This is a genomic window from Bacillus cereus group sp. BceL220, assembly GCF_051776965.1.
Taxonomy (GTDB): domain Bacteria; phylum Bacillota; class Bacilli; order Bacillales; family Bacillaceae_G; genus Bacillus_A; species Bacillus_A cereus.
Genome location: NZ_JBPWBC010000013.1, coordinates 109197 through 135183 on the forward strand (window position 1 = coordinate 109197; position 25987 = coordinate 135183).

Sequence of the window (25987 nt, forward strand, 5' to 3'; positions counted from 1 at the left end):
GTGAACAAAATCCCAACTGATTAAAGTTTCACTTTATCAGTTGCTTCTATATTAAATAGAAAAGTAAAGAACTTGTTATTTTACTAGAATAAGAGTAGACTTTGAAGTAGATGAATAAGAAACACATGGGAGTTTGTGGATACAAACTGAGAGTATGGCTACTAGTCCGTCATTGACCATTTGAACCTGTTGGATAATGCCAGCGTAGGGAGAGTGTAAAAGCACATGTTCAGGCACTTTGCGTACGCGCAAAGTGTCTTTTTGTGTATCTCCCATCATTATAGTTAGGAGATGAAAAGGATGAATATGAAAGAAATTAGTAAAGTAGTGGATTTGGTGAGAGAATCTAATCCGCTTGTTCATAATATTACAAATGTTGTTGCAACAAATTTTACTGCTAACGGTTTGTTGGCACTTGGGGCATCGCCTGTAATGGCGTATGCAAAAGAAGAAGTAGCAGAAATGGCTAGCATTGCTGGAGCGTTAGTATTAAATATGGGGACACTTCGTCCTGAAGAAGTAGAAGCGATGTTACTCGCGGGTAAATCAGCAAATGCGAACAATGTGCCAGTACTATTTGATCCAGTTGGTGCAGGAGCAACTTCGTATCGAACAGAAGTTGCGAGACATATTCCAGCCGAAATAGATTTAGCAATTATCCGCGGCAATGAGGCTGAAATAGCAAACGTTATTAATGAGAAATGGGAAATTAAAGGGGTAGACGCTGGTACTGGAAATGGCAATGTTGTAAGTATTGCAAGGCAGGCAGCAGACGAATTAAATACAGTTGCGGTTATTACTGGAAAAGAAGATGTTGTTACAGATGGAGAGAGAACTATTGTTATTCGAAACGGTCACCCTATTTTAACGAAAGTTACGGGAACAGGTTGTTTACTAACGTCTGTAATAGGAGCATTTGTAGCAGTAGAAAAAGATTATGTAAAAGCAGCAGTAGCAGCATTAACGTTTTATGGTGTAGCTTCGGAACTGGCAGCTGCTAAGACCGTGGAAAAGGGACCTGGTAGTTTCCAAATTGAATTTTTAAATCAGTTAGCGAATACTACTGCTGGTGATATTGAGAAGTATGGAAAGATTGAGGAGTTAGAGTAAGGGGGATGAAACACATGATGCGCATTGAAACAAAGAAGATGTCTAAGTTATTACAAGTGTATTTTATTATGGGAAGTAATAACTGCACGAGGGATCCTTTAGCTGTATTGAAAGAAGCGTTAGATGGTGGAGTGACACTTTTTCAATTTCGCGAGAAGGGGGAAGGTTCTTTAATCGGAGGAGATAGAGTGCGCTTTGCAAAAGTATTGCAGACGCTTTGTAAGGAATATAGTGTTCCTTTCATTGTAAATGATGATGTAGAATTAGCCATTGAATTAGATGCAGATGGTGTTCATGTAGGACAAGATGATGAAGGAATTACATCTGTTCGTGAAAAAATGGGAGATAAAATTATCGGTGTATCTGCTCATACAATTGAAGAAGCACGCTTTGCAATCGAAAACGGAGCAGATTATTTAGGCGTTGGACCTATTTTCCCAACGAGTACGAAAAAAGATACGAAAGCGGTTCAAGGAACGAAAGGATTAGCTTATTTTAGAGAACAAGGAATTACAGTGCCAATCGTTGGTATTGGTGGGATTACAATTGAAAATACAGCGGCAGTTATAGAAGCGGGTGCGGACGGTGTTTCAGTTATTTCAGCAATTAGTTTAGCTGAATCTACGTATGAAAGTACGAGAAAATTAGCTGAAGAAGTAAAGCGAATTTTGTAGAAAAGGACATGTAGTATTTTAAGTGCTACATCGAGAAGTAGACTGCCCAAAAAATTTAAACAAACGTTTGATTAAAAAAGCACAAACCTTTTTAAATAAAGGTTTGTGCTTTTTCTTTAAAACATAATTGAAATTAAGAGCATTCCAATTCCGATAGAAGTAAATGTTGCAATTAAGCCTGGAATCATAAAGCTATGATTTAATACGTATTTACCAATACCTGTTGTACCGGTACGGTCAAAGTTAATGGCAGCAACGATTGTTCCATAGTTCGGAATGAAGAAATATCCATTTACTGCAGGGAACATCGCAATCAGTAGCGCTGGTGGAATACCAAGGGATAGTCCAAGTGGCATTAAGGCACGTACTGTTGCTGCTTGGCTGTACAGTAAAATAGATAGAATGAATAGTGCGATGGCAAATAGCCAAGGCGCACTTGTTACTAAATGCTGAATAGATCCTTGAATCATATTTAAGTTTCCATTAAAGAAAGTATCTCCCATCCAAGCGATACCGAAAATTGCAACAACTGCTGTTGCTCCTGCTTTAAAGACGTTACCAGACACAATGCTTTCTACATTTGGTTTACAGAAAATAATAATAAGAGCCGCGATAGTTAACATAACCATCTCAATTGTGTTCGGCATGGAAAGACGGGCTAACTTCCCATCAACTATCCATCCTGGACGAAGTGCTTCAAATGAACCAAGAAGTACAACAAGGAAGGTTCCTACAAGGAAAAGGATAACTGATAATTTTGCGCCCTTTACACCTACAAATTCTTTTTTCTCTTCAAGCTTAGGAATCATTCCTTCTTTTAATCGTTTTAAGTATTCAGGGTCTTCATTTAATTCTTTTCCCATCTTACTAGCAACGAATGCTGCTAACATACAAGCAATGAAAGTAGAAGGAATACTCACTTTTAAAATATCTAATAAAGTGATTTTATAGTCAGCTAACATTGCTAAAAGAGCAACTGTGGCAGCTGAAATTGGACTAGCTGTAATTGCTTGCTGAGAAGCGATTACGGCAATCGACATTGGGCGTTCCGGTCTAATCCCTGATTCACGAGAGACTTCTGCAATAACAGGAAGTACAGAATAGGCAACGTGACCAGTACCTGCACATAGTGTGAATAAATAAGTAACAATTGGAGCAAAAAAAGTAATACGCTTTGGATTTTTTCGCAATGCTTTTTCAGCTAGATGAACAAGATAGTCCATTCCTCCAGCAGCTTGCAAAGCACCAGCGGCTGTAATTACTGCCAAAATCATAAGCATTACATCGATAGGAGGCGCGGTTGGTTGTAAGTGGAAGACAAAAACGAGTATTGCCATACCAACTCCACCCATTACTCCTAAACCAACTCCGCCTAGGCGTGCACCAATAAAAATACAGAGTAACAAGGTAAGAAATTGTAGCCAAAACATGATAAACTACCTCCGAAATTCATTAGTTAAGATATATTCGAATAGTTTAATTTGAATGAAAATTAAATAAATACTCGAAGAAATCCTTGTTGTTTATACATTTTTTATTATATAACACAAAAAAAGTAACATTCACGTACTTTTTGAAATTATTTTGAAAAAGCAATGCATTAAAAATTTGTATTTATATCTCTAAATAAGTAGACATTTTGATTTATATGTTGTAATCTTTGAAAGAGAATAAATTAATTCTCATAGAACTCCCATATCGTTCAACTCGTTCAGCGAGAAAGGCAAACTGATGGAAACATGAGGACGCAAAACTACAGGAGCTAAGGTCGAAAGGCTACGCTAGCCAGTTACCGGACGGATAGGGTTGGTCTTGGCCAATGCTTTTACATTGGCTTTTTTTTATTCTCGAACATATTGAGAAACATTTTCAAACAAAATATTCATATATTTTGTTTTTTTGTTTATGTTAATTAAGGAAGGTGGATATTAATGAAAAAATATTGGCATAAGTTATCGTTCCTTCAAAAGAACGTCTTATTAACTGTATTAGTTATTTTGACACTTGTTGGAAGTATGGGTGCACTAAGTTTCAACATGTTTCAAAATAGTATGATGTCTTTATTTGAAAGGCAGTCTATTGAAACAGGAGAAATAGTATTGAAAAAATTGGATGTAGAATTAGTTAGAGACATGGCGAAAGATCCTACAGCCGAAAAAGTGAAAAAAGAAAAGTTAACAGAGAAATTAGATGAAGTGTCAAAAGAATTGAAAAGTGTTGGACAAACGTATGTTACAGGAGCAAAGCCGAATGAAAAGCGAGAATTACAACTCGTTGGTTTGACTACAGAGTTAACAAAAGCGTTCCCTATAAAGCCGGGAGATTATTATGAACAACCCGCTCATTGGATGAAGGCATACGATAAAGTCATTGATACGAAAAAGGCCCAAATGACAGAAGTATATGAAGATGAAATAGGTTCGTGGGTGACAATATTAGAACCAATTACAGATGGAGAAAATAATATTGTTGCAATTATTGCGGCTGACTTAGATGCTTCCATTGTTCCTATTACAAAAGAGAAGTTTATGATACAGGGCTTACTCTTTATCATTATTTCATTAGCAATTGCGACTATTACTCAATTCTTTATCGTGCGTCACTCGTTAGCTCCATTAAAAGATTTACGAGAAGGGTTACGTAAAATTGGTGAAGGTGACTTAAGTATTAAATTAAAAGAAAGACCAGATGATATTGGAATTATTAATGTTTATTTCAATAACACGATTGAAAAGTTTAAAGGGATTATAGATAAAGTAAGGCAAACTGCTGAGCAAGTTTCTTCTTCTTCACAAGAATTGTCGGCGAGTACAGAGGAAAACAGCATGGCAGTTCAAGAGATTGCAAGTTCTATTGAAGGTTTAAGAGTAGGGGCACAGTCTCAAAAAACTTCAGTACAACAATGTTTAGAGATTGTACATGGAATGGAAGATAAGGTAGAAGAGATAACTGGGGCTGCGAAACAAGTTGCGGTTGCTTCTGAAGGTATGGAGCAACATTCAATTGAAGGTAATGAAGTGATTGGACAAATTATTAATCAAATGAGTTTAATTCAAAATGCAGTACAAGATTTATCTTCCATCATTTATTCGTTAGAAACAAGGTCAAAAGAAATTAGTGATATCGTAACTGTAATTACAGGTATTTCAAATCAAACAAATTTATTAGCTTTAAATGCTTCTATTGAGGCTTCACGTGCTGGAGCAGCGGGGAGAGGGTTTGCAGTTGTTGCTGATGAAGTACGAAAATTAGCAGAACAAACGGAAGCGTCTGCTAAAGATATAGCGAAATTAATTGGTGAAACACAAGCTGAGACAGAAGATGCTGTAGTTTCAATGCAAAAAGGTTCAAAAGAAGTAGAAACTGGAATTTCACTTGTTCAAAGTAGTGGGAATTTCTTTGAAAAAATCTCCAAATCAGCGCAATCTGTTACAGATCAAGTAAAAGCTGTTTCGGGTAATTCGAGTGACATTTTACAAAATAGCCAGAATATCGTTCAAGTCGTAAATGAATTATCACATATTGCAAACACTTATGCCAACAGCAGTAGTAATGTTGAAGAAAGCATGAAAGAGCAAGAAATATCAGTACAAGATATTGCAGAATTAGCGACTTCTTTAAGTTGGCTTTCTCAGGAATTACAAGAGCTTATTGGTGAGTTTAAAAGCGAATAAGGAGAAAGTTCAATTCTAATCAAAGGGGATATCTCCGCTACTGATTATGAATTGAACGAATCTGCCCGTTAATAAGGGATGAAAAAGGTGTGAATTTTCACACCTTTATTATATTTAAGAGAGGAATTTACATAAATATGAAATTAGCAATTTCTTATAATGAGATGGTAAAAGAATTTTTAGGGAAAGTAGAAGGAAGTATTAAAATACCTAAAGATGTGCAAGGAACGGAACTTAGGATAAAAAGGAAAACTGAACTATTTCCAAATTTGACTCACATTGTAGATTTAATAGGAGCGACTGCAACGTGGTTATATCATATTTCTAAAGAAAAACATATTGTCGTGCTTTATCATGTAAGAGGAAGTTTATTTCCGATTACTATTGAAGTTTCTAATTTTCTCTCCTATGAAAGTTTGAATTTACAGATTGAAGAGCAACTGGAACAAATTAAAGAAATGAATGAGGAAGAAATAGAAGAGTTTCAAAACGGTAATACATTATATGAAATGTCACCTATTATTATTGGTGAAACATATTATGAGCTACAAGACACGAATACATTACAATTTGTATTTAGTAAAAATATGCAAAGTGTAGAAATAATATTTAATAGTGTTAATTGGAAGGAAACAACGATTACTCGTTATGCACAACAAATACAAGGTGTTTTAATTTGTACATCACAAAATAAGAATAATTATATAAAGAATTTTAATATTATTACAGAGGCCGAGATGGCACTTTATAGTCAAGTGAATGATACGACAGCAGTATATCCTGAGAAAAGTATCGTCGATATGTTCTATAATACTGTTACTCAATTTCCAAATCGTATAGCTTTATCTTCAAGGGAAGGTACTTTAACTTATGAGGAGCTAAATAAAAAAAGTAATCAAATAGCTCATATGTTAATTAAAAATGGCGTCCAATTAGGAGACTATGTTGGAATATTTATGAAACGTAGCATAGACACAGTAGTAAGTATGGTAGCTATATTAAAAGCTGGTGCAGCGTATGTTCCGATTGATCCAGATTATCCGGAAAGTAGAATACAGTACATTATTCAAGATAGCCAAGCGAAAGTTATATTGATGAAAGAGACGCCTATAACATGTGATGGGGTTCAAACAGTTTCAATGTATGATAGTGAAACTTGTGAAGATATAGATGTAAAGTTGTCTATTCATTGTGATGATGTAGCTTATATGATTTATACATCTGGTTCAACAGGGAATCCAAAGGGAACGATGTTAGCACATAGAGGCGTTGTTAATCTGTACACTTGGATGCAAAAGCAATATGAATTGACAGAAGAGGATGTATTTGCCCAATTTCCTTCTTTTAGTTTCGATGCTTCTGTATGGGAGTCATTTGCTTCTTTATTCTGCGGAGGAAACTTGTATGTATTATTAGAGGAAGAGCGATTGTCTGTAGAAGCATTTGCAAATGCAATCTATAAAGTGAAAGCAACTTCGATCTTGGCATTAGCAACAATTTTTGTTCGACAAGTAGCAACTTATTTAGCAGAAGAAGATATATATAAGCTAGCTTCCCTAAAAAGAATTGCGATTGGCGGTGAAATGTTGCCTGTAGAGGTTATTAAATTGTGGAGAGAAAGAATAGGTACAAATGTTGAAATTCATAATGTATACGGACCGACAGAATGTACTGTAGTGACGACAACCTATAAAATACCTAGTCAGTTAAATGAGGATGTTGCGAGTATTCCCATTGGTAAACCATGTGCTAATTATCAAGTTATGATTTTGGATGAGAATATGAATCTTTGTCCAATTGGTGTACCTGGTGAATTATATATAGATTCAGTAGGATTAGCAAAAGGGTATTTTAATAAGCTTAATAAAACAATTGAAGCTTTTATTCAGAACCCTTTTAATCCTATAGTTAATATATACAAAACAGGTGATATTGTTAAGTTGTTAGAGGATGGAAATATAGAATTTTTACATCGGAAAGATGATCAAGTAAAGATTAGAGGACATCGTATTGAACTAGGAGAAATCCAAAGTGAAATTTCCCAAAATCATAATATAAAAGAAAATGCTGTTTTTGCTAAGAAGAGTAAGGAAGGTAGCCAATATTTAATCGCGTTCTATACAACTTTAAATAAAAAAGAAATACCAGAATTAGTTTATCAGTTACAAGAGCAATTACCAGATTATATGGTGCCATCTAAACTAATTTATATTAATGAATTACCACTTACACCTAATAAAAAGATTGATGTTAAGAAGTTAGCTCAGTTAGAAGAAAAGTATGAACCGGTTCGTCTACAAGAATATGTTGCACCTTCTAATAAAGCAGAGAAACAAATAGCGCGCGCTTGGGCGGAAGTATTAGGAATTTCAAAAGTTGGAGTGCATGATGATTTCTTTACAATTGGTGGACATTCATTAAAAGTATTACGAGTCTTAACATTGTTAAAAGAAGATTTTTCACATTTAACAATTCAAGATTTCTTTAAAGAAAGAACGATATATGGATTAGCTCGAATTGAGCGAGAAGTAAAAGTAGAGAAAGAAGAAGTATTTCGTGAATATAAAGTGATTCACGAACCAGATACTATTACGTATGCAAACGTTTTGGAAGAAACCCAGATTTCAAATGTCTTTTTAACAGGAGCTACTGGTTATTTAGGATCACACATATTATATGAATTGTTGAGAGATACATCTGCTACTATTTATTGTTTAGTAAGACCAACCAAAGATGTGCAACAAAGAATTATAGATACATTAACAGGCTACTTTAGTGATATATGTGAAGAATGGTTACAGCGTATACAGGCCGTAGCTGGTGATCTGGGGGAAGAGTATCTTGGGATGAGCGAAGAAGAATTTATGTTCATCAGTTCTAAGATGGATACGATAATTCATTGCGGTGCAGATGTAAGACATTTTGGAGATGTAAAACAATTTGAAAATATAAATGTCCAAGGAACTAGCCGTATGCTAGCATTAGCGGAGAAAGGTGCTACATTCCATTTTATTTCTACAATTGGTATCCCGTTAGAATTAGCGGTAGATCAATGGGATACATACATGAAAACTGGTGATTTTAATTACAGTGTAGACTTAGAGAATGTATATTCAAATAGTAAACTACAAGCGGAAAACATTGTTCGTGAAGCAATGAAAAATGGTTTGCGCGGAAATATTTATCGTGCAGGTAATTTAGCATGTCATTCAGAAACAGGTTCGTTCCAACAAAATATTGAAGGAAACGCATTTTATCGTCTTATTAAAACAATGCTATTAATTGGGAAAGCACCAAATGTGAAGTGGAAAGTTGATTTCACACCAATTGATTTTGCTAGTAAATCAATTGTATCGTATTTAAAAGATTCGCAAATTGTAGGAGAGACGTTACATATTTGTCATCCACATCAAATTGAGTTTGAACAATTTATACAGTTAATTGGAGAGTGTGGATACAATCTTGAAATGGTTCCACTTTCAGAATATGTAAATACCGGACTTGAATTAGCGAAGGAAAATGAAGTAATAGCAGAGTTAATTGCTTCTCAAGTTGCAGGAGATGGAGCGCAGCAATCTGAAATTGTAATGGGTACGCGTAGAACGAATGAATGGATTAAGAAAAAAGAATTGATAGTACCAGCAATCAATAAAGAATTTATACAGCAGTTATTAGCTCATGGTGAAAAAGTTGGATATTTTCCAAAAATAATGAAATGATTATGCATGCTTTTGTTTGTTCAATAAAATAAATCATGCTACAATGAAAACGAATTAAGGACCGGGGAGCCAATTGGCTGAGAGGATGTAAGTAAACATCGACCCTCAACCTGATCTGGATAATGCCAGCGTAGGGAGTTACTTAAAGTGATGTAGCATATGTTATTCTATAATAACTTGCATACAAGGCTTTCCTACGCAGTAGGAAAGCCTTTTCTTATTTTTGAAATTTAATTTTATAAGGGGGATTTTATTATGTCACAACAAGTTACAATGTCATTTTCAGTAGTACCACAAGCGAAAACGAAAGATGTATATTCTGTTGTCGATAAAGCAATTGAAGTTGTGCAACAATCGGGAGTTCGTTATGAAGTAGGGGCAATGGAAACAACTTTGGAAGGAGAATTAGATGTACTTCTTGATGTCGTTAAACGTGCGCAACAAGCTTGCGTCGATGCTGGAGCAGAAGAAGTGATTACTTCTATTAAAATCCATTATCGTCCAAGCACTGGTGTAACGATAGATGAAAAGGTTTGGAAGTACCGTGATGAATATGCAAAACCAGAAGCAATCTAAACTTATTACAACTATTTGGCTTATCCTTCTCATTGCGATATGGGAAGGATCTGTTTCATTATTTAAAATCGAACCGTGGATTTTACCAAAGCCTTCTGCCATTGTTCAAGAATTAATTGGGATGAAAGATTTACTATTACCAAATACGATGCAAACACTGCAGGAAGTTATAATTGGACTATTCTTTGCAATTTTATTGGGGACGAGCATCGCAATTATTATGGACGTTATACCGTTATTTCGTATTTTAATAAATCCATTGCTCGTTATTTCGCAAACAATTCCAATTGTTGTACTTGCACCGCTATTTATTATTTGGTTTGGATATGGGATGTTGCCGAAAGTAATGGTCGTAATACTCGTTTGTTTCTTCCCAATTGCGCTTAGTATTTTAGAAGGTTTTCAAACAGTAGATAAAAACATGTTGAAGCTGTTACAAACAATGAAGGCGACAAAATGGCAAGTTTACCAGAAAGTAAAATTTCCAGCAGTGCTTCCATACTTTTTCTCCGGTTTAAAAATTGCAGTTACATATAGCGTAATGGGGGCAATTATCGGAGAATGGCTCGGTGCAAGTGAAGGATTAGGCGTTATGCTTACGAGGGCTACAAAATCCTTTTTGACTGCCCGAGTATTTGGTGTTGCAGCAATCATCGTTATAGTGACATTATGCCTGTATTTTATCGTAGAGTTTATGGCAAGAATAACAGCACCATGGATATATAGAAAGGACGGCAGAAAATGAAAAAAGGTTTGAAATTTATGTTAGCTGCCTTAGTAGCGGTAGGTGTGGCTGGATGTAATCCGGCGAAGAAAGAAGAAAGTGCAAGTAAAGATCAAAAAGTAAAAGTAGTATTAGATTGGTTTCCAAATACGAATCATACTGGCTTGTATGTAGCGCAAACGAAAGGTTATTACAAAAAGCAAGGATTAGATGTAGAAATTATTCAACCAGGTGACAATGTAACAGCAGAGCAAATGATAGCATCAGGAAAAGCAGACTTCGCAATAAGCGCACAAGAAAATGTAACATTAGCTCGTGTGGAAGGAATTCCTGTTGTATCTGTAGGAGCGATTATTCAGCACAACACTTCAGCGTTTGCATCGCTTAAGAAAGATAATATGACGTCACCGAAAGATTTTGAAGGTAAACGTTATGGCGGCTGGGGAGGACCAGCGGAAGAAGCGACATTAAAGACGATTATGGATAAGCATCAAGCTGATTTTAATAAAGTTGAAAAAATCATCTTAGGACAAACAGATTTCTTTAAATCAATCGGCCGTGATGCAGATTTCGAATGGATTTATTACGGTTGGGATGGTATTGAAGCGAAGCGCCAAGGAAAAGAGTTAAATACGATTATGGTGAAGGACTTAGATCCAGCGCTTGATTTCTATAGTCCTGTTATTATTACGAGTGAAAAACATACGAAGCAAGATAAAGACTTTGTGAAAAAGTTTATGAGTGCAACAACAGAAGGTTATAATTTTGCAATTAAGGAACCGAAAGAAGCTGCTGATATTCTAATTAAAGCTGTTCCAGATGTAAATAAAGATTTAGTTCAAGAAAGCCAGAAATGGTTAAGTACGAAGTATCAAGATGATGCGAAAGCATGGGGAGTACAGAAGGAAGAAATTTGGACGAATTACATGAATTTCTTATATGACAACAAAGTTATTAAAAAGAAAATCGATGTAAAAGATGCTTTTACAAATGAATTCCTTCCAAGTGAAAAATGAGCGGATTACAAATAAAAAATATAGTGAAATCTTTCGACGGAAAGAATGTATTAGAGAATATTAGTGCCTCTATACAAGAGGGAGAGTTTGTTTCCTTTGTAGGACCGAGTGGTTGCGGGAAAAGCACATTATTAAACATGATTGCAAATGTTGAAAAACCAACAAGCGGGAACGTAATGTATAAAGATAAGCAAGTACAAGAGCAAGATGTTGTTAGTTATATGCCACAACAAGATTTATTACTACCGTGGCGATCAGCTTTGCAAAATATCGTTCTTCCGTTAGAAATTGAAGGAAAGCCGAAAAAACAAAGGCTGACAGAAGGAATGGAAGCATTAAAGCAGTTCGAACTAGATGAATATGCAGACCATTATCCAGATGAATTGTCTGGTGGTATGCGTCAAAGAATTAGTTTTCTGCGCACATATTTATGTGAAAAGCCAATTATGCTGCTTGATGAGCCTTTTGGAAAGTTAGATGCATTTACAAAAATGGAAGTACATAGCTGGCTTTTAAACTCTTGGCATCAAGAGAAGCAAACAATCGTTATGGTTACACATGACTTAGATGAGGCAATCTTGCTTTCAGATCGCGTATTTATTTTATCTCAAAGACCAGCGTCAATAGTTGGCGAGGTACAAGTGAAATTACCTAGACCGAGAACGATGGATATGTTAACATCACTCGAATTAAAAGAGGATAAAGAAGAGATTTTAAGTGTGTTAGCTCCTTATATGAAAAAATAGAAAAAGCCTTTTAACAGTTTTTAGTATAATTACTGTTAAGAGGCTTTTTTTAGAATATGAAAAGATGGAGAAGGAACAAAAGGGAAAATAGAGAATAGAATATAACAGAGTAGTTTATACTCTTAATATAACAAATGTTAAAGGAGTGAAAGGATAAAATGACTTTATCAACTGTTCTTCAAATGGTTTTAGCTTGATATGGGAGAAGTCTGCCCATTTTTTAAGATTAAGCTAAATTGAAGACAGCAGGTAAAGAACCTTAATCCTTTTTTACGATAATATGTAATGGGTAAGGTGTATTCACCTTACCCATTTTTATATGCATAATTAAATAAGGCTTCATACTGTTGGTCTCTCTATTTAGCTTATGGACGATAAGTAAAGGAGAGAAAAAAATGAGTATATTAACAGTAGAAAATTTAAGTCATTCGTATGGTGAGAAAACCATCTTATATAATGCATGCTTTCGATTATTAAAGGGGGAGCATGTTGGGTTAGTAGGAAAAAATGGGATTGGAAAATCAACACTGCTAAGAATTTTAACAGGAGAACTTATACATGATGATGGGAACATTGAATGGTTTCCACATGTGAAGGTTGGATTTTTGCAGCAGCATATAGATTTACAAGAAGGGATAACAATTGAAGGATACTTGCAAAGTGCATTTTCTAACTTGTATGCAATTGAATACGAAATGTTAAAAATTGCAAAAGAGATGACTGAGGCAGTAGAAGTAGAAAAATTGTTAGTAAGGTATGGAGAGTTACAAACTATATTGGAAAACTCTAATTTCTATCAAATTCATACAGAAATTGAAGAAGTAGCAATTGGTTTAGGGCTGTTTGAAATAGGATTGGAAAAGGATGTTTCAAAGTTAAGTGGAGGACAGCGGACAAAGTTATTACTAGGAAAGCTTCTTCTAGAAAAAGCTGATGTTTTATTGCTAGATGAACCAACGAACTATTTAGATACAGCACATATAGAATGGTTGCAATCGTACTTGAAGTTGTATGAAAAAGCTTATATTATCATTTCGCATGACGAAGTGTTTTTGAACAATATTACGAATGTCATTTACCATCTAGAAGAACGAAAAGTTAAGCGATATGTAGGGGATTATGAAAAGTTTTTACAAAGTTATCAAGTGCAAAGGAAACAATTACAATCGGCGTATGTGAAACAACAAAAAGAAATTGCTCAGTTAGAAACATTTATTCAAAAAAATAAAATTCGAAAAGCAAAACAGGCAAAAAGTCGAGAGAAAGTATTGGAGAAAATGCGAAGGGTTGAAAAGGTAAATAATGTACCTCAGTCCTGTTTTGCTTTTACTGTTTATAATGAACCAGTAAGTCGTATATTACAGGCTGAGAAACTAAGAGTGGGTTATAGTGAGCCGTTATTTCCAGACTTGAATTTACAAGTGAAAAAAGGAGAAAAGATAGCTGTTGTTGGTCATAACGGTATTGGAAAAACGACAATGTTAAAGACGTTATTAGGTCAAATAAAGCCGCTAAGCGGTTCAATTTTTGTTGGGGAACGAGTAAATCCTGCTTATTTTGCACAGGAAGAGTTTGCTTCAGAAATAACACCGTTAGAGAAAGTTTGGGCAGAACGACCAGATATGACAAAGAAAGAAGTGCGCCAAGCATTAGCGAAGTGTGGATTGAAAGAAGAACACGTATTAAAACCTATTCGTTTATTAAGCGGTGGAGAGCAAACGAAAGTGCGTTTATGTGAACTTATCGTAACGAAAAGCAATGTTTTAATTTTAGACGAACCGACTAATCATTTGGATGTAGAAACTAAGATGGCTTTACAGGAAGCGTTACAACAATACAAAGGAACAGTTTTAATTGTCTCCCATGAACCTTCTTTCTATGAATCGTGGATAACAAAAGTATGGAATATAGAAGATTGGAATGCTGAACAATATGAATAAAGAAAAGGCATTAGCTTTTATGAGCTAATGCCTTTTCTTTGTGATTAACATGATTTTCGAGAACTCTTACATGAGAATTGTATGAAGAAGCACTCTTATGGTGCGCTTATAAGCGTGCTTTTTCTTTTGTTATATTTATAATAATACGAAAGCCTTTCCCTAACAGGTGACTATCTTTCTTTATATATATAGATAGTTCAAAATGGAATGAAAATAATTCCTATATGTAAAGGATAATGTGGATATTATAGGAAGACAATAGAAATTAAAGGAAATTCATGTAAAATTCAAATGAACTTCATATAAACTTCATATTAGAAACCAAATATAATTATAATAGGTTATTATGATATTTTTGATTTTTCATAAAATTAAAAGTTTGAATTTAGGAAGTCTTGCTCGAACCTAAATTCAAACTTTAGTGAAATAATTAATGGATATTACGTCTAGTTTTCGCTAATGACGGCATTTAAAAGTTCGGCAGGATTACCTGTTCCTGCACCACCGATTGTAATAGATCCACCAGGAGGAATTTCGCCATTCCATCCTGCGTTTGTAATTACATAATGATTATTTGTTTTACTACTAATTTTAGAATCCCAAACTTGTGTTAAATTGCCGCTATAATCAAACTCTAATTTCCAATTTTTAATAGGAGTCGTTCCATTATTTTTGATTATAATCGAGAAGTTATAACCGCTGCCCCAATTCGAAGTGACTGAAAATGTAGCAGTGCCATTTCCATCAGGAGGTGTCGTATTAGCTTCATCCGTTTTGACAGTAAGAGCGGTAGGTTGTGATTTATTTCCAGTAGCATCTTTGGCAATTACTGAAAATGTGTATTCCGTATTAGGTTTTAAGTTTTTAATTGTAATGCTATTTGTTGTTGTACTCCATTTCTCTTCTCCAGCAGTAATTTCATATTCCGTAACTCCTACGTTATCAGTAGATGCAGTCCAGTTTAATTGAACTGAGTTTGAATTTTTATTCGTAACTACAATATTTTTAACGTTCGTTGGTGGCTCAGTATCTTTTTGACTAATAGGTCCACCAAGTAATTCTTTTACTAGCGTATCAAGTAATTTTGGACCACTACAACTATATTTTGGACTTGTACGGCAATCCCCGCTTAGTTCCCAAAACATTGCTCCACTTAAACCCTTCGTCTTTATATAGTCTGTTTTATATTTCATAGATTCATTGTCATCGTAGCTAATAAATGTGCCTGTAGTCGCATTATATAAGTAAGGTACTTTAGCTGTGTCATTCCAGTAGCGTACAAAACCATTCTTATTAACGTAATTGGTTGCTAAATCACCGTAATCATAGACACCTGTGTCACCGGTAGAATAATCATCCCAAGTACCTTTAGAAGCAAGTTTCCCATCGCTACCTGGTTTGCAAGGTTGATATTGTCCGTTATTTTCTTTTCCACAACTTTTCCATCCACGTCCGTAAAAAGGTACGCCTAATACTAGTTTATCGACTGGAACACCTTCATTTGTATAAACATTTATAGCACCATCTACGTAAAAATTCGTATTTGCTGCTGGGTCATTTGGATCCTTGTATAGAGCTGCATTATGATTAGAAGTAGCTTCCCATCCACCGTGGAAATCATATGTCATAATATTAATCCAATCGAGTATTTGAGAAATTTTCTTTAGCTCTGTATGATCAGCGTAGCGTTGGCTTGCACCTGACGCGATTGTTAGTAAATATTGTTTGCCATCTTCAGCACCTGCTTTATTCAAAGCATTTCGGACGTCTTGAAGAAGGAGAGTGAAATTTTGTTTATCTTCAGGACGATAACTACCACCAGGAATCGTTTCAACGCCCGGATATTCCCAGTCTAAATCTACGCCATCAAACCCATATGCGCGAAGAAAAGCTACTGTAGATTCAGCAAATACTTTTCTTGTTTTTTCATCAGCGGCCATATCAGAAAAGCGGTTAGACCAAGTCCAGCCACCAACGGAAATAATTGTTTTTAAGTGAGGATATTTAGCTTTTAATCGTTTTAGTTCTCCGAAATTTCCGCAACGGGCATATTTATCGCAATCTTCCCAAGTTGTACCTGAGCCAGGATACGATTTGGTAACATCAGCCCATGGTTCACCGAGTACGAGAGTACCATTAGGAACCTCTTTATTTTGCAATGGTACACCAGATTCTTTACAGTTCCACGTTTGTTTATTTGGATTATCAGGATGGGTAGAAGGATTTCCATGTTTTCCATTCCAACAAATATCCGCGAAAGCATAGTTAAGGTGAGTAAGTTTTGATGCATCAATGTCAGCAACTTGATAATTACGTCCGTAAACGCCCCACGAAGGAAAGTACCCAACAATTTTTTGACTTTGCTTTGGTGAATCTGCTAATGCGAGATTTGGAGTAATAAAATTTGTGAGAAAAAGAGGTAAGAAAAGTAGTAGAGATAGTAATAGCAGTGTGAATTTTTGAGACCTCATAGCCATTTCTCCTTTCAAAATAAAAGATATATTTAAAGGCATACGCCAATAAATCAAAATGAATCTAGACGTATGAAACGTCTAGATAAAATGATCAGACATCACGAAGTCTATACAAGGGAGCTGGGGGTGATTAAATCGTAACAAATGTAAGATTTAGTGTAAACGCTTTATTCAGTTGTAAAAGACTTTCTCAATACAAAAAGGCTTGAATACAAACTATATATGAAAACGAAAGATTGGTATGGGAGGAAATAGCTCATTATAAATAAATTTGAGAAAAAATTGTATGGAGCCAATTATTAAAGACGTAGAAAGATAAGGAAATATCATGTAAAATAATAGTAAAAATATGTAAAGGAGGGGACAGTGTGGATGTGTTTTTGAACATTGCTGAAGAAAAAATTCGACAAGCGATACGGAATGGTGATCTTGATTATCTTCCGGGAAAAGGAAAACCACTACAATTAGAAGATCTTTCAATGGTACCTCCAGAACTTAGAATGAGTTATAAAATTTTAAAAAATGCGGGAATGATTCCACCAGAGATGGAACTACAAAAAGATATATTAAAAATAGAGGATCTAATTGCTTGCTGTTATGATGAAGAAGAGAGAAAGAAATTACGAGAAGAGTTAACAATAAAAACGTTACGTTTTCAGCAGGTAATGGAAAAGAGAAAGATTAAAGATAGTTCAGCTTTTCGTATGTATCAAGACAAAGTATTTCGTAAACTACGCTAAGAGGGATAAGATGACTACATTTAAAACGATAGAAGAATTAGCGACCTATATCGAAGAACAACAATTGGTACTTCTTTTTATTAAAACGAAAAATTGTGGTGTTTGTGATGTTATGCTAAGAAAAGTAAATTGCTTATTAGAGAATTATGATTACGTAGAGAAAATAGAGATATTACTACAAGACATGCAAGAGATTGCGGGGCGATATGGAGTATTTACAGGGCCAACAATTTTATTATTTCATAATGGAAAAGAAATTCTTCGTGAATCACGCTTCATTTCACTTGAAAATTTAGAGAGAACCATTCAATTATTCGAGGAATAAGGGAGGCTTTTATATGGAATTTATTATTGTCATACTATTATTTGTTGTAGTTGGAATAATCGTAACAGCAGTTCGATCGAACAAAAAGAAGGTAAATCTTACAAAACAAAATAACATTCATAATTCATCTAACAGCTCATCACCATTATTTTTCTTTGCTGGATCTGATAATGATAGCTCGCATGATGGTGGCTCACATGATTGTGGAGGGTCTTTTGGGGGAGATAGCGGAGGAAGCTGCGGTGGCGGTGGTGATTGATGAAAATGCGCCTTATATAGGCGTATTTCTTTTTAAACAAACGTTTGATTAGTCGGCTTACATATGCATAAACACAGTTAAACAAACGTTTGATTAATATTTTTAACATATTAAGGGGAATGGAAATGAAAAGGGAACCGAAAGTGAAAAATAAGGGGAAAGTAGTGTTATTTTTATTAGCTGCGGGAGGTGTAATTCTTGTTAAATTAGCATTTAAATTTGGAACAATACATATGATTCGAACTTGGTTTGAAAGTACGTTTTCTTAAATAAGGAATATAGCCTCTTGCGATAGAGGTTTTTGATTTGTTATTATTAGACTGAACGGTCGGTTTAAAGAGGTGTGAATATGAGAAGAAGCGCAGAAGAGATAAAGAAAGAAATTGCATATAAAGCAGAAAGTCTATTTTCACAGAAGGGCTACGCAGCTACATCTATGGAAGAGATTTGTGAAATTACAGAGCGAAGTAAAGGAAGTATTTATTATCACTTTAAAAGTAAAGAAGATTTATTTTTATTTGTAGTGAAACAGCATACGTATGATTGGCTTGAAAAATGGAATGAAAAAGAGAAGTTGTATAGCACTAGTACTGAAAAACTATATGGTCTCGCGGAATATCATGTAGAGGACATACAGCAACCAATTTCAAATGCAATAGAGGAATTCTCTATGAGCCAAGTTGTAAGTAAAGAGATTCTGGATGAACTGTTAGCTTTAACTAGAGAATCATATGTTATGTTTGAGAAATTAATTGAAGCAGGTATACAGTCTGGAGAGTTCCGTGAAGATAATACTCGTGATCTTATGTATATTGTGAACGGATTATTATCAGGGCTTGGAGTACTTTACTACGAGTTAGATTATAAAGAGTTGAAACGTATTTATAAAAAGGCAATAGATGTATTGTTAAAAGGAATGGCAGCTGAATAATAAGTCAGTTGCTTTTCTTACAAAAAAAATAGACCGAACGGTCGGTTTATGGAAGGGGAATGAAAGTGAAAGCTTTATTTAAAAACCGAGCATTTATGCTCGTTATGGCATCTGATATTTTACAACAATTTGCAATTTGGATCAGAAATATGGCTCTTTTATATTTCATAATGGAGCGAACGAATAATGATCCAGTTTCAGTGTCTCTATTATCTGTCATGGAGTATGCACCTATCTTTATTTTCTCGTTCATTGGTGGTGCATTAGCAGATCGCTGGAATCCGAAAAGAACAATGGTCGCTGGAGATGTGTTGAGTGTACTGTCTATTATAGGAATTGTCCTGTTGTTAAAGCTGGATTATTGGCAGGCTATATTTTTTGCAACACTCATTTCCGCGATTGTAGGTCAGTTTTCTCAGCCCTCATCTTCGCGTATATTTAAGCGCTATGTAAAAGAAGAACAGGTAGCAAATGCGATTGCATTTAACCAAACATTACAGTCATTATTTCTAATTTTTGGGCCAGTGGTAGGATCGCTTGTGTATACACAACTTGGTTTATTTACGTCACTATATAGCTTAATCATTTTATTTTGGTTATCTGCTATCGCCCTTTCATTTTTACCAAAATGGGTTGAAAAAGAGCAAGTGGCAAGAGATTCATTAAAAAATGATATAAAAGAAGGGTGGAAATACGTTCTTCACACGAAAAATTTACGTATGATTACGATCACTTTTACAATTATGGGTTTAGCTGTTGGATTAACGAATCCATTAGAAGTATTCCTTGTAATTGAACGTTTAGGCATGGAAAAAGAAGCTGTTCAATATTTAGCAGCAGCTGATGGAATAGGTATGTTAATCGGTGGTATTGTTGCTGCAATTTTCGCTTCAAAAGTGAATCCGAAAAAGATGTTTGTATTCGGTATGGGCATATTAGCGATATCATTTTTAGTAGAAGGGCTATCTACATCATTTTGGATTACTAGTTTCATGAGATTTGGAACAGGTATTTGTTTAGCTTGTGTTAATATTGTTGTCGGTACGCTTATGATTCAACTTGTACCAGAAAATATGGTTGGAAGAGTAAATGGGACGATTTTACCACTGTTTATGGGGGCAATGCTAATTAGAACTTCACTAGCTGGAGGATTAAAGGAACTAACTTCACTAGTTACTGTATTTTGTATAGCGATGGCACTTATTTTATTAGCGATAGGGCCAGTTCTACGTATGCAAATAAAAAAAGAAGATGTTGCTAATAAAGAGGCACTAACAAATTCGTTAGCTTCGAAATAACTATTGTAAGGGAGCAAAATTGCTCCCTTTTTCTTTGAGGAACTTTTGACAACTATATGAGCCAATTATATACTGATGTTGTAAAAACAATTTTACAGGTTAGGAGCAATGGTGTGAAAAATCAAATCTATGAATTACGCACTGAAAATAATATTTCACAAGGCGCATTAGCTGATAAATGCAAGGTTTCTAGACAAACGATAAATGCAATTGAGAATAATAAATATGATCCAAGCTTAGCGTTAGCATTCCGTTTAGCTGAAGTATTAGGAACAACTGTTGATAAATTATTTTTGTACAAGCAGTAGAGTCGTTCATTATAAGGCGCACCGTTAAAAATAAAAAAGATCCTCTTCTTATGAGAAGAGGATCTTTTCTTATAGCGTTTTAGTCTTTGGACTAGGTGGTGTAACGGATGTATTATTTTCTGGAACTCTAGTGAGTAAGAATCCACCGATAATAAACAATACAATAATACTAAGAACACCAGCGTTTGTTTTTCCTGTTAATTGCGTTGTAACACCGACTAATACCGGGCCCATAATTGCGGCGAACTTACCAAAGATATTATAAAATCCGAAGAATTCATTAGCAGATTCTTTTGGTACTAGTTTTGCAAAGTATGAACGACTTAGTGCTTGAATACCACCTTGAGATGTAGCAACTAACATTGCTAAAATCCAAAAATCAAGTGTCGTTTTTAAGAAATAAGCATATGTGCAAATAATGATATAAATAATGATACCGACATATAACATTTTTTTACCAGTAAATGTTTCAGATAGTTTTCCGTATAGTAACGCAAATGGACAAGCGACAATTTGTGTTACAAATAATATGATTAATAGATTCGTTGCACTGATACCGAGGTCGGTCCCGTAAGCTGTAGACATAGTAATAATTGTATCGACTCCGTCAATATAGAAAAAGTAAGCAATTAGAAACATAAATACAGTTTTATATTCTTTAATATTTTTAAAAGTATCAGTAAGACGTTTGAAGCTCATTTTAATAGGTCTTGGATGACGCTCAATATAGTGTGTTTGCTCTACGTTTTTAAGCATTGGAATTGTAAATAACCCCCACCAAAGAGCAGTTATCGCGAATGAAATTTGACTAGCAATGCCAACTGATAAAGGGATAGTTCCTTTTTGAGCAAGAATAATAAGAGCGATACAACCGATAAAAGGAATAGTACTCCCAATATAGCCTAAAGCGAAACCTCTTGTAGAAATTCGATCCATTCTATCTTCAGAAGTGACATCTACTAAAAATGCATCATAGAAAATGTTGGCTCCAGCAAAACCAACTAAGGCGAGCATATAGCATCCTAATAATAAGTACCACTGAGATGTTGGAACGACTGCTAACATACTTGTAAATACGATACCAAGTCCAAAGAAGAATGTGAAAAATCGTTTTTTAAATCCTTTATAATCAGCAACTGTGCCGAGAATAGGAGCAAGTATAGAAATTAAAAGTGTAGCGAACGAGTTTGCATATCCCCAATATGCTGTTGAAGTTGCACCAGATAGCCCGGCTTCTTTTGCAGCTGCTTTAAAGTAAATTGGAAATAATGCAGTTGTAATGACGAGCGAATATACCGAGTTCGCCCAATCGTATAATATCCAGCTTTTTTCTTGTCTGGACATTTTTTTCATATAGTGTTCCCCCTTAAATTTGTTCTACTAACAGTGTACAAAAATAAAAATTATAAAAAGAGAAACAGTGATGATTTTTACAGAACTTTTACATATATACACAGTTCTTTACAATTGGAGTAAATCCTCTACAATTGATCCGTCTGTTTCGCCTAAGTGTAAACCGAGTAGTCTAGCGATAGTTGGACCTTCATCAATAAGTCTCATATACGGGACGGTAACGCCGGTTTTTATTCCTTTTCCAGCAGCGATAAAAATTGTTTCATAGTTAGGTTTTGTTGGAGAGTATCCATGCGTACCAAATGTATATTTTTTACTAGGCGTAACATCTTTTTCAGTAATTTCTTTTATAAAATCTCCTGTATAGTTTTCAGTGAAATAATACCCCTCTTGCGCTTCTAACATAAATAAACAATTACCATCTGCACCGCAGTCTTTCGCAGCTTCATCATGAAGTATAAATTCAATTCCATTCTGTTTATTTTGCAGCAGTTCTTCAAGGAGTAGTTGTACTTCTCGAATTGTATCCGTATCATTTTTGTCTTTCACATATACATAGGCAGACCCGTCGCAACTTTGACAATAGGCCTTCCAATCTACTAATAGCCCTTTTTTATTTATAGATACGAGGCCTTTTTGTTGGAATAGCACATTTAATTGAATTGCTTTGTTTTCACTTAAAGCGCTATGGTCACCAAGAGCGATAATTGTACTCTCTTCGTATAGGTCACTGTCTTTTAAAGTTTGAATAATTTTCCCGAGCCGCTCATCATGTCTATGAATTGCAGCTATTGTTTCGTTAGATTCAAAGCCATGATAATGTCTTTTCGTGTCTAAATCAGTGAAATGTACGAACATAACATTAGGCTTTTTCGTCTGAATGGTGTGTACAGCAGAGGCGAGGACGAAATCATCCAGCTCTGGTTGTGATAAACCATTTCTTATATGGCCGAAACGACGATTTAAATCTAATTGGTATAGTGGGCTACCGCTAAATAAGGAAACTAACACTTGATTTTGCCACGGTCTATTGGGGAAAATTTCTGGTAAATTGTAATCAATGTTTGCTCTCCCAGTAACAGGCCATAGAAGGGCAGCTGTCGTTAAATTTGCTTTACGCGCTTCATCATACAATGTTGTTCCTTTTATCGATTTTCGGTACCAATGCCAATCAGGTGATTTACGTCCTGGTTGAAGTAACGTATTACTAACAACACCGTGCTTGTTAGGGTAATTACCGGTTACGATTGTTGAGTGGCTTGGATATGTTACAGAAGGATAAATTGGTTCTACTTTTTCGACAACCACGCCCTTTTTTATTAGAGATTGGAAATGAGGTAGTTTTTGTAGTATAGGAAAATCTAAAGCTGATAAACAGTCGAATGATAAAATAATGACACGATTCGTTAATGCTTTATCCATAAAGTAATCCTCCTAAGTATATAAAACCTATTCTTATATATTACTATTAATACCTAGTAATAAAAATATGTTTCTGAATAAAATTTATTGTTTATTTTCAGAAAAATTAAACATATAATAAGTATAAGGGAATCTATGGACGGAGGGAATAGTATGGACTGGTTAGATGGATTCGGTATATTTTACATCATTGGTGGCATCACAATTCTCCTTGTATTTGCTATTTCATATTTACTAAAGAAACGTTTTCCAGACAAACAGTTTGATATTATATTTGCACTGATTGTAATACTTCTTTGCTTAGCATCATTTCCTGTTACCATGATGGTTATTGGTGGGTGGGAAGGAATGGGATATGGATTTATTGGTTTCTTCGTTCTACTAGGTACACTTATTGGTATGATTGCACATCAACTTGTAAAAATTACGCGAAAAAGCTACGTATAAAACTGTAAAAAATGAAAAGAATATAAAAATAAGAAAATTCACTCTTGTTTTAGGTTGAAATTTATATTATGATAATCAACAAATTTATTTCGTTATAACGATGAAAAAGGACTAGTACATATTCAACCTTTTTAGCAGAGAGAGAATCCGCCAGGCTGAAAGATTCTTAAAAAGGCAATATGGAACCTGCCTTTGAGTTCTGCATATGCAGCGGGAATTTCCCGTTATCAAAAAGAGAGCATGCGCAATTTTTGTGCATGAATCAGGGTGGTAACGCCGGCAAAGCTCGGTCCCTATTTAGGGACGCGGGCTTTTTTGTATTTTCTAGAAGGAGGAAGACTGACTATGGCAAAAGAACAAGTGCAAGCCATTACGAAGATGGAAGAGGACTTTGCGCAGTGGTATACCGATATTGTAAAAAAAGCCGAACTTGTTGATTATTCAAGTGTAAAAGGGTGCATGATTTTACGTCCGTATGGTTATGCCTTATGGGAGAATATGCAGAAGGTGATGGATGAGAAGTTAAAAGAAACTGGCCATGAAAATGTATATATGCCAATGTTTATCCCAGAGAGTTTATTGCAAAAAGAGAAGGATCATGTTGAAGGATTTGCTCCTGAAGTAGCATGGGTTACACATGGCGGGGATGAAAAGTTAGCGGAAAGACTTTGTGTACGTCCTACATCTGAAACTTTATTCTGTGAGCACTTTTCAAAAATTGTGCAATCCTATAATGATTTGCCAAAGTTATATAATCAGTGGTGTTCAGTAGTTCGTTGGGAGAAGACAACTAGACCATTCCTTCGTACGACTGAATTTTTATGGCAAGAGGGTCATACAATCCATGAAACGGCAGAAGAATCGCAGGCTGAAACATTAAATATTTTAAACTTATATGCTTCTTTCTGTGAGGATTATTTAGCGATACCAGTTATTAAAGGACAAAAAACAGAAAAAGAGAAGTTTGCTGGAGCAAAGGCAACTTATACAATTGAAAGTTTAATGCATGATGGAAAAGCGCTTCAAACAGGAACCTCTCATAACTTTGGGACGAATTTCTCAGAAGCATTTGATATTAAGTTTTTAGATCGTAACGGTAAATGGCAATATGTGCACCAAACATCTTGGGGTGTATCAACAAGAATGATAGGCGGGCTAATAATGGTTCATAGCGATAATAATGGACTTGTAATGCCACCAAAAGTCGCTCCAGTGCAAGTTGTTATTGTACCAATTGCTCAGCATAAAGAAGGAGTTTTAGCAAAAGCAACAGAGTTACAAGGACATATTCAAAAGGTTGCACGAGTAAAAATAGATGCTAGTAATAAAACGCCTGGTTGGAAATTTAATGAGTATGAAATGAAGGGTATACCAATTCGATTAGAAGTTGGTCCTAAAGATATTGAAAAGAATCAAGTTGTACTTGTAAGAAGAGATACGAAGGAAAAAGAATTTGTACCAATGGATCAATTAGAAGAACGTATTCCAGCATTACTTGAAGAAATTCATAGTTCTTTATTTAATAAAGCAAAAGCATTTCGCGATGAGAATACGTATGCTGTGACAAATTTCGAAGAGATGAAAAAAGTAGCTGACGAAAAGCAAGGCTTTATTAAAGCAATGTGGTGCGGGGAATTGGCTTGTGAAGAGAAACTAAAAGAAGAAGTGGGAGTATCTTCACGTTGTATGCCTTTTGAGCAAGAGCATTTAGCTGAAGAATGTATTTGTTGTGGTAAAGAAGCTAAACAAATGGTGTATTGGGGAAAAGCATATTAATACTCTTTTGATAGGTGATAAAAAGGACTTTGGGCTGCATAATAAAATGCAATCCAAAGCCCTTTTTGGTTTTATACAGTATTTCATGTATTCTTTAGATGGAAGGATGTTGTTCTTATTTTACGTTTTTACGACGAATAAACAGTAACATACCAATTAGGAATGTTGAAACACCCATTAAAATAGATATAGGGTAATGCGTTGCAGTATTAGGTAATTTATCACCTTGTTTTTTTGTATTATCTTTTACATTACCACCTTGAGAACCGTTGCCCTTCTGAGAATTGCTATCGCCTTTAACACGATTGCCGCCGTGAGAGCCATTACCGCCTTGAGAACTGCTATCACCTTTAACACGATTGCCACCTTGAGAGCCATTACCGCTGTGAGAGCCACTGCCACCAGAACCGTTACCGCCAGAACCATTGCCGCCAGAGCCACTGCCACCAGAACCGTTACCGCCAGAACCATTGCC

23 protein-coding genes, 3 riboswitches and 1 other annotated feature are annotated in these 25987 nt (G+C 35.1%); of the genes, 18 read left to right on the top strand and 5 right to left on the bottom strand.

What is annotated here, in order from left to right; genetic code table 11:
- Window positions 1-115: 115 nt before the first annotated feature.
- A riboswitch (TPP riboswitch) is annotated at window positions 116-228 on the top strand.
- Between the two features lie 72 nt (window positions 229-300).
- Together thiM and thiE are read left to right on the top strand one after the other, a co-directional pair.
- Complete coding sequence (thiM, locus tag ACS2FK_RS24890; protein WP_063546329.1) at window positions 301-1110, top strand: hydroxyethylthiazole kinase; 810 nt, start codon at window positions 301-303, stop codon at window positions 1108-1110.
- 14 nt (window positions 1111-1124) lie between these two features.
- Window positions 1125-1784, top strand: a complete 660-nt coding sequence (gene thiE, locus ACS2FK_RS24895) for a thiamine phosphate synthase (RefSeq protein WP_063546330.1) — start codon at window positions 1125-1127, stop codon at window positions 1782-1784.
- A gap of 116 nt (window positions 1785-1900) precedes the next feature.
- Here the strand turns inward: thiE and ACS2FK_RS24900 are convergent, their stop codons facing one another.
- Complete coding sequence (locus ACS2FK_RS24900) at window positions 1901-3214, bottom strand: anaerobic C4-dicarboxylate transporter family protein (RefSeq protein WP_000498704.1); 1314 nt, start codon at window positions 3212-3214, stop codon at window positions 1901-1903.
- Between the two features lie 282 nt (window positions 3215-3496).
- Window positions 3497-3581: riboswitch (cyclic di-GMP riboswitch) on the top strand.
- A gap of 134 nt (window positions 3582-3715) precedes the next feature.
- Between ACS2FK_RS24900 and ACS2FK_RS24905 the strand changes: the two genes are divergently transcribed.
- The 7 genes from ACS2FK_RS24905 to ACS2FK_RS24935 all read left to right on the top strand — a co-directional run bounded on the left by ACS2FK_RS24905 (window position 3716) and on the right by ACS2FK_RS24935 (window position 14179).
- Window positions 3716-5458 (top strand): methyl-accepting chemotaxis protein, encoded by a 1743-nt coding sequence (locus ACS2FK_RS24905; protein ID WP_063546332.1) that lies wholly within the window; start codon window positions 3716-3718, stop codon window positions 5456-5458.
- 137 nt (window positions 5459-5595) lie between these two features.
- A complete protein-coding gene (locus ACS2FK_RS24910; protein ID WP_063546334.1) occupies window positions 5596-9177 on the top strand; it encodes a non-ribosomal peptide synthetase family protein in 3582 nt (1193 codons plus the stop codon).
- Window positions 9178-9229: 52 nt separating this feature from the next.
- A riboswitch (TPP riboswitch) is annotated at window positions 9230-9331 on the top strand.
- 101 nt (window positions 9332-9432) lie between these two features.
- Window positions 9433-9753, top strand: a complete 321-nt coding sequence (locus ACS2FK_RS24915) for an MTH1187 family thiamine-binding protein (RefSeq protein ID WP_000082906.1) — start codon at window positions 9433-9435, stop codon at window positions 9751-9753.
- A complete protein-coding gene (locus tag ACS2FK_RS24920; RefSeq protein ID WP_001057164.1) occupies window positions 9725-10498 on the top strand; it encodes an ABC transporter permease in 774 nt (257 codons plus the stop codon). The genes ACS2FK_RS24915 and ACS2FK_RS24920 overlap by 29 nt, the downstream gene beginning before the upstream one ends.
- Window positions 10495-11493, top strand: a complete 999-nt coding sequence (locus ACS2FK_RS24925) for an ABC transporter substrate-binding protein (protein ID WP_063546336.1) — start codon at window positions 10495-10497, stop codon at window positions 11491-11493. The genes ACS2FK_RS24920 and ACS2FK_RS24925 overlap by 4 nt, the downstream gene beginning before the upstream one ends.
- Entirely contained in the window at window positions 11490-12239 is a 750-nt protein-coding gene (locus tag ACS2FK_RS24930) for an ABC transporter ATP-binding protein (protein WP_063546338.1), read from the top strand. The genes ACS2FK_RS24925 and ACS2FK_RS24930 overlap by 4 nt, the downstream gene beginning before the upstream one ends.
- A gap of 395 nt (window positions 12240-12634) precedes the next feature.
- Window positions 12635-14179 carry an ABC-F family ATP-binding cassette domain-containing protein gene (locus tag ACS2FK_RS24935; RefSeq protein ID WP_053565347.1) on the top strand — a complete coding sequence of 515 codons (1545 nt, stop codon included), beginning with the start codon at window positions 12635-12637 and terminating at the stop codon, window positions 14177-14179.
- A gap of 446 nt (window positions 14180-14625) precedes the next feature.
- On the opposite strand, the gene ACS2FK_RS24940 is transcribed toward ACS2FK_RS24935, so the two are convergent.
- Window positions 14626-16650: a glycosyl hydrolase family 18 protein gene (locus ACS2FK_RS24940; protein WP_063546340.1), complete on the bottom strand. Its 2025-nt coding sequence runs from the start codon at window positions 16648-16650 to the stop codon at window positions 14626-14628.
- A gap of 371 nt (window positions 16651-17021) precedes the next feature.
- Between ACS2FK_RS24940 and ACS2FK_RS24945 the strand changes: the two genes are divergently transcribed.
- From ACS2FK_RS24945 to ACS2FK_RS24975, 7 genes are all read left to right on the top strand, one after another.
- The gene (locus tag ACS2FK_RS24945; RefSeq protein WP_000382377.1) at window positions 17022-17393 is read left to right on the top strand and encodes a DUF1992 domain-containing protein; all 372 of its coding nucleotides are present in this window, start codon (window positions 17022-17024) and stop codon (window positions 17391-17393) included.
- Between the two features lie 10 nt (window positions 17394-17403).
- On the top strand, window positions 17404-17718 hold the full coding sequence (locus tag ACS2FK_RS24950) for a thioredoxin family protein (RefSeq protein WP_000206518.1): 315 nt from the start codon (window positions 17404-17406) through the stop codon (window positions 17716-17718).
- A gap of 13 nt (window positions 17719-17731) precedes the next feature.
- Window positions 17732-17977 (top strand): hypothetical protein, encoded by a 246-nt coding sequence (locus ACS2FK_RS24955; RefSeq protein ID WP_000394364.1) that lies wholly within the window; start codon window positions 17732-17734, stop codon window positions 17975-17977.
- Window positions 17978-18102: 125 nt separating this feature from the next.
- Entirely contained in the window at window positions 18103-18246 is a 144-nt protein-coding gene (locus ACS2FK_RS24960) for a hypothetical protein (RefSeq protein WP_000817985.1), read from the top strand.
- Window positions 18247-18326: 80 nt separating this feature from the next.
- Window positions 18327-18908 carry a TetR/AcrR family transcriptional regulator gene (locus ACS2FK_RS24965; RefSeq protein WP_001254432.1) on the top strand — a complete coding sequence of 194 codons (582 nt, stop codon included), beginning with the start codon at window positions 18327-18329 and terminating at the stop codon, window positions 18906-18908.
- Between the two features lie 65 nt (window positions 18909-18973).
- The gene (locus tag ACS2FK_RS24970; RefSeq protein WP_063546342.1) at window positions 18974-20206 is read left to right on the top strand and encodes an MFS transporter; all 1233 of its coding nucleotides are present in this window, start codon (window positions 18974-18976) and stop codon (window positions 20204-20206) included.
- A 56-nt stretch (window positions 20207-20262) separates the two neighbouring features.
- Window positions 20263-20514, top strand: coding sequence for a helix-turn-helix transcriptional regulator (locus tag ACS2FK_RS24975; RefSeq protein WP_002023181.1), 252 nt, complete (start codon window positions 20263-20265; stop codon window positions 20512-20514).
- Window positions 20515-20583: 69 nt separating this feature from the next.
- Here the strand turns inward: ACS2FK_RS24975 and ACS2FK_RS24980 are convergent, their stop codons facing one another.
- Together ACS2FK_RS24980 and ACS2FK_RS24985 are read right to left on the bottom strand one after the other, a co-directional pair.
- Window positions 20584-21867 (bottom strand): MFS transporter, encoded by a 1284-nt coding sequence (locus ACS2FK_RS24980; protein WP_000738821.1) that lies wholly within the window; start codon window positions 21865-21867, stop codon window positions 20584-20586.
- A gap of 108 nt (window positions 21868-21975) precedes the next feature.
- Window positions 21976-23289, bottom strand: coding sequence for an alkaline phosphatase family protein (locus ACS2FK_RS24985; protein ID WP_063546344.1), 1314 nt, complete (start codon window positions 23287-23289; stop codon window positions 21976-21978).
- 153 nt (window positions 23290-23442) lie between these two features.
- On the opposite strand from ACS2FK_RS24985, the gene ACS2FK_RS24990 reads away from it, so the two are divergent.
- Window positions 23443-23736, top strand: coding sequence for a YesK-like family protein (locus ACS2FK_RS24990; protein ID WP_043924604.1), 294 nt, complete (start codon window positions 23443-23445; stop codon window positions 23734-23736).
- A 91-nt stretch (window positions 23737-23827) separates the two neighbouring features.
- Window positions 23828-24034, top strand: a binding site (T-box leader).
- Between the two features lie 47 nt (window positions 24035-24081).
- Entirely contained in the window at window positions 24082-25512 is a 1431-nt protein-coding gene (proS, locus tag ACS2FK_RS24995) for a proline--tRNA ligase (protein ID WP_001040983.1), read from the top strand.
- A 115-nt stretch (window positions 25513-25627) separates the two neighbouring features.
- Here the strand turns inward: proS and ACS2FK_RS25000 are convergent.
- Window positions 25628-25987 (bottom strand): LPXTG cell wall anchor domain-containing protein (locus ACS2FK_RS25000; RefSeq protein WP_438899853.1); only part of this gene is annotated, 360 nt, incomplete at its 5' end.